Raw genomic sequence first — 4,801 nt, 5'->3', positions numbered from 1 at the left:
GCACCGAACCCCGCCGCACACGCGACAGGCCCGCCACGGCGAGAACGGCGAACACCACCCCACCACGACGGGCCCACACCCGGCCGGGCACCCCGCCACCAGCGAAGCCCCGACCTGCAGATCAGTCCTCGTCCCCCCCGGCGCCCTTCTCCGGCTTCGCACCCGAACCCGTGTCCGCACCCGAACCCGACCCCGAACCCGTGTCGGCGCCCTTCCCGCCCGAAGAACCCTCCGACGCACCCTCCGCGTCCGCCGACGACGACAGCAGATCACCGATCCGAGCCGCCGCCAGCCGCTTGAACAGACGATGCTCACGATTGCGGTCCAGGACCGCGACCTCCAGCGACGTCGCCTCCAGATGCCGGTCCGAATCCTGCGCCTCCAGCGCACGCACCGCCGTCCGCAACGCCTCCACCAGCGACGAACCCTCCCGGTACCCGTCCTTCAACGACTGCGCCACCGCATCGGCCTGGCCGCCCATCGCCACATAACCGTGCTCGTCCGCCACCGAACCATCGAACGTCAGCCGGTAGATCTGATCCGTCTCCGCGTCATCGCCCACCTCCGCGACGACCAACTCCACCTCGTACGGCTTGTTCGTCTCCGTGAAGATCGTCCCCAGCGACTGCGCGTACACGTTCGCCAGACCCCGCGCCGTCACATCCCGGCGGTCGTACTGATACCCGTTGATGTCCGCGTACCGGACCCCGCCCAGCCGCAGATTCTCGAACTCGTTGTACTTCCCCACCGCCGCGAACGCGATCCGGTCATAGATCTCACTGATCTTGTGCAGCGCCCGCGACGGATTGTCCGCCACGAACAGGATGCCGTCGTCATACTGCAGCACCACGACACTGCGGCCACGCGCGATCCCCTTACGCGCATAGTCCGCCTTGTCCTTCATCTGCTGTTCGGGCGACACATAGAACGGCATGGACACCGGTCTGGATCCCTTCTATCGCAGCGGGGCGGTCGGACCGCCCGGCGAGTCGTAACGTCCGTCGACGACGGCCTGCGCCAACGCGCCCACCTCGTCCTCGCCCAGCCGGCGATACCCCTCCGACGTCACCGACGCCACCACAGGGAAGATCCGGCGCGTCAGATCGGGCCCACCGGTCGCCGAATCGTCATCGGCCGCGTCGTACAACGCCTGCACGCACACCAGCCCCGCGTCCTCCACCGACAGATCCGGCCGGTACAGCTTCTTCAACGCACCCCGCGCGAACACCGACCCCGAGCCAACCGAGTAGAAATCCCGCTCCTCATACCGGCCACCCGCCGGGTCATAGGAGAAGATCCGCCCCTCGTCCCGCTCCTCGTCATAGCCCGCGAACAGCGGCACCACCGCCAGCCCCTGCATCGCCATCGCCAGGTTCTGCCGCACCATCGTCGCCAGCCGGTTCGCCTTGCCCTCCACCGACAGCGTCCGGCCCTCGCGCTTCTCGTAATGCTCCAGCTCCACCTGGAACAACCGCACCATCTCGATGCCGAGGCCCGCCGTCCCCGCGATCGCGATCGCCGAGAACTCGTCCGCCCGGAACACCTTCTCGATGTCCCGCTGCGCGATCACGTTCCCCGCCGTCGCCCGCCGGTCACCGGCCATGACCACCCCGCCGGGGAGGCCCACCGCGACGATCGTCGTCCCGTGCGGGATCTCATCGCCCGCCCGCGACACGGGCGGCGTCCGCCCGCCGGGCAGCGTCCCCGGGGAGTACGCCCCCAGGAACTCCGTGAACGACGACATGTCCGGGCTCCCGAACAACCCCGGCAGACGCCCGGTGTGCGCTTCGTGGGACGCCACGCGACTCCCTTCCCTCCACCATGGCACCGGCTCCCTCACAACCACCACCGGCGCTGGACGACTACGACCCTACTGTTCAAGGTCGCCCGCGCGCATGCCGCATGATCCTCCGCCGAGTCCGCCCACGGCGAACCCCGGCCGCATCCCCCGCCGTCACTCCGCCCACACCGGCCCCACCCGCAGGACCCCGAGCTCCGGATTCTCCTTCCGGTACCGCCCGTCCGCCTCCCAGCACGCCGTCCAGCCGCCTTGCGGAACCCTCACCGGGTCCATATCCGGAACGGTGAACGACAGCCGCGTCCCCCCGCCGGGAGCCGGGACGGTCTTCACCAGGCCGCCCATCAGGTAGTCCGCCGCGCGGCGAAGCACGATCGGGTCGTCGCGGAGCTGGCCCATGCCCGTGTTACAGCCATGGCACGCGATACCGCGTACGGCACCGGACTCATGGTCGTGGTCGACGTGCTTCGCCGGGAAGTCGAAGCAGACGGCACAGAGGCCGACCTGCATCTTGAGCAGCCAGTCGGCGTCCCCGTCATTGATCCCGTACTTCTGGCGAAGGTGGTAATGCCGCGCCGAACCCAGACTGTCCGACCGCGTCCGCCAGCCCGGATCAGAACGCACCCGGTCAGGCCCACCGAAGACCCGGGCACCGGTCTCGAGCTCCAGCCTCCGCGCGTGCGAGCCCTCCAGTTCGAGGTACTCGGCCGCGAGACGCAGGCGTCCGGGGTCGTCCTCGAACTGCCCGAGGCCGCCGTTGCACTTGAAGCACAGGACCCGGCGGACGAGCCCAGTCATGTGGTCGTGGTCGACGTGATTCGCCTCCGCGCGGAGGCAGATGACACAGATGCCGCCCTGCTCGGCGGTCATCTGCCGAACCTCGTCCTCGGTGACGCCGTACCGAAGCTTCAGCAGGTAGTTCCGCCCGCTGCCGTGGTTGCGCTCCTTGTTCTCCCTCTTGATTGTGTTAAAGCATGGTCGGCAATAGCCGGTGATGCCGGACTCCTCAGAGCGATTACGCCCGAACTCGTCAACCGACTTCACCCTCTCGCACCTTGGACAATATTTCATGCCCTCTGGGAGCTGACGTCGCCTCTGATATACCTTGGTCTCCTTGCCCTGCTTGGCTTGCTTCTTCCGATATGAGCGACTATTTCGCAGACCGAAGCAGACCTTGCAATAAAGGGCCAGGCCATCCTTCGACGACTTGAGCTTCCAGAACTCTGCGGCCGGCTTCGTCTCGCCGCAGTCTGGACATCTTTTCGAAGACATGAGCGAGACCTTACCGGCCTCGCTCATACCTCTCAGGCTATTCGGCTATAGGGCTTGACCGAAGGAAAGTCAAACCCTTACATAGGGCAAATGTCCGATTTGTTCACTGACCGCCCTTTTGTACAAACCCGCGTACGAAGTCCTCTGCGTTCTCTTCGAGAACTTCGTCTATTTCGTCCAGAATTGAGTCCACGTCGTCGGTGAGCTGCTCTTGGCGCTCCTGCACGTCCTCGGTGGTCGTGGCCTCGGTCTCCTCGACCTCTTCCGTGCGCCGGGGGGTCTGCTTCTGACCTCCGGTGTCCTTCGTGGCCATCTCGTACCTCCGCTCTGCCGGTCCTTCCGACCCTATCCCCGATCTTCAACGGCCAGCGGATCTTGGAAACCGTTTCGCCGTCTCCGTCCCGGGGGGCCGGGGACTTGTTCGGGTTATCGCCCGTCCGCCGGTCACCGAAACGGGCATACTGGTCACGAAACCGAGACCTCACCTGTTAGCGCAGGTCAGCGGGTGCGATCGCACTCGATTGTCACACTATCCAATGGCCGCAAAAGTGAGCCCGGACGGCACTCACGCACCGTCCGGGCTCGGGAGACCGCTGGTCAGCTCTGGCCGGTCAGGGTGGCCACCAGGTCCGCCGCCGTCCGGCAGCGGTCCAGCAGGGGGCCCACGTGCTGCTTGGTGCCGCGCAGGGGCTCCAGGGTGGGGACTCGCTGCAGTGACTCGCGGCCCGGGACGTCGAAGATGACCGAGTCCCAGGAGGCGGCGGCGACGGAGTCGGCGTACTGGCGCAGGCAGCGGCCCCGGAAGTAGGCGCGGGTGTCCTCCGGGGGGTCGTCGATGGCGGCCTCGACGACCGGTTCGGTGAGGAGGCGCTCGATGCGGCCGCGGTCGACGAGCCGGTTGTAGAGGCCCTTGTCGGGCCGGATGTCGGCGTACTGCAGATCTATGAGCTGCAGGCGGGAGTGGGACCAGTCGATGTTGTCGCGGGTGCGGTAGCCCTCCAGGAGGGCGAGTTTGGCGACCCAGTCGAGTTCGCGGGAGAGCTGCATGGGGTCGTCGCCGAGGCGGTGGAGGACCGATTCCCAGCGGTCGAGGACGTCCTTGGTCATCTCGTCGACGTCGGAGCCGAAGCGGTCCTCGACGTACTTGCGGGACTGCTCGAGGTACTCCATCTGGAGCTGGACGGCGGTCATCTTGCGGCCGTCGCGGAGGGTGAGCAGGTGCTTGCAGGACGGGTCGTGGGAGACGGCGCGGAGTGCGGCGACGGGCATGTCCACGGACAGGTCGGCGGTGAGGAAGCCGTCTTCGATCATGGCGAGGACGAGTGAGGTGGTGCCGAGCTTGAGGTAGGTGGACAGCTCGGCCATGTTGGCGTCGCCGATGATGACGTGGAGGCGGCGGTATTTCTCGGGGTCGGCGTGGGGTTCGTCGCGGGTGTTGATGATGGGGCGTTTGAGGGTGGTCTCGAGGCCGACCTCGACTTCGAAGAAGTCGGCGCGCTGGCTGATCTGGAAGCCGTCGCCGCGGCCGTCGACGCCGATGCCGACGCGGCCGGCGCCGGTGACGACCTGGCGGGAGACGAAGAAGGGGGTGAGGTGGCGGACGATGTCGGCGAAGGGGGTCTCGCGGCGCATGAGGTAGTTCTCATGGCAGCCGTAGGAGGCGCCCTTGTTGTCGGTGTTGTTCTTGTAGAGCTGGATGGGGTGGGTGCCGGGGACCATGGCGGCGCGTTG

The 4,801-nt window shown here is 67.0% G+C and carries 5 protein-coding genes; all 5 read right to left on the bottom strand.

Annotated features, from left to right (window positions below):
• Nucleotides 1-121 precede the first annotated feature (121 nt).
• Nucleotides 122-934, bottom strand: a complete 813-nt coding sequence (prcA, locus tag E1285_RS43305; RefSeq protein ID WP_207947253.1) for a proteasome subunit alpha — start codon at nt 932-934, stop codon at nt 122-124.
• Between the two features lie 21 nt (nt 935-955).
• Nucleotides 956-1,744, bottom strand: coding sequence for a proteasome subunit beta (prcB, locus tag E1285_RS43300; RefSeq protein ID WP_132160725.1), 789 nt, complete (start codon nt 1,742-1,744; stop codon nt 956-958).
• 210 nt (nt 1,745-1,954) lie between these two features.
• Nucleotides 1,955-3,097 carry an endonuclease domain-containing protein gene (locus E1285_RS46220; protein ID WP_165967021.1) on the bottom strand — a complete coding sequence of 381 codons (1,143 nt, stop codon included), beginning with the start codon at nt 3,095-3,097 and terminating at the stop codon, nt 1,955-1,957.
• A 76-nt stretch (nt 3,098-3,173) separates the two neighbouring features.
• Complete coding sequence (locus E1285_RS43290; protein ID WP_132160724.1) at nt 3,174-3,383, bottom strand: ubiquitin-like protein Pup; 210 nt, start codon at nt 3,381-3,383, stop codon at nt 3,174-3,176.
• Between the two features lie 284 nt (nt 3,384-3,667).
• On the bottom strand, nt 3,668-4,801 hold a 1,134-nt coding region (gene dop / locus E1285_RS43285; protein ID WP_132160723.1), incomplete at its 5' end, for a depupylase/deamidase Dop.

The sequence above is a fragment of the Actinomadura sp. 7K507 genome, from assembly GCF_004348425.1.
Classification (GTDB): domain Bacteria; phylum Actinomycetota; class Actinomycetes; order Streptosporangiales; family Streptosporangiaceae; genus Spirillospora.
Note: the sequence above shows the minus strand (reverse complement) of the source record. Positions and strands in the feature narration are given on the sequence as shown.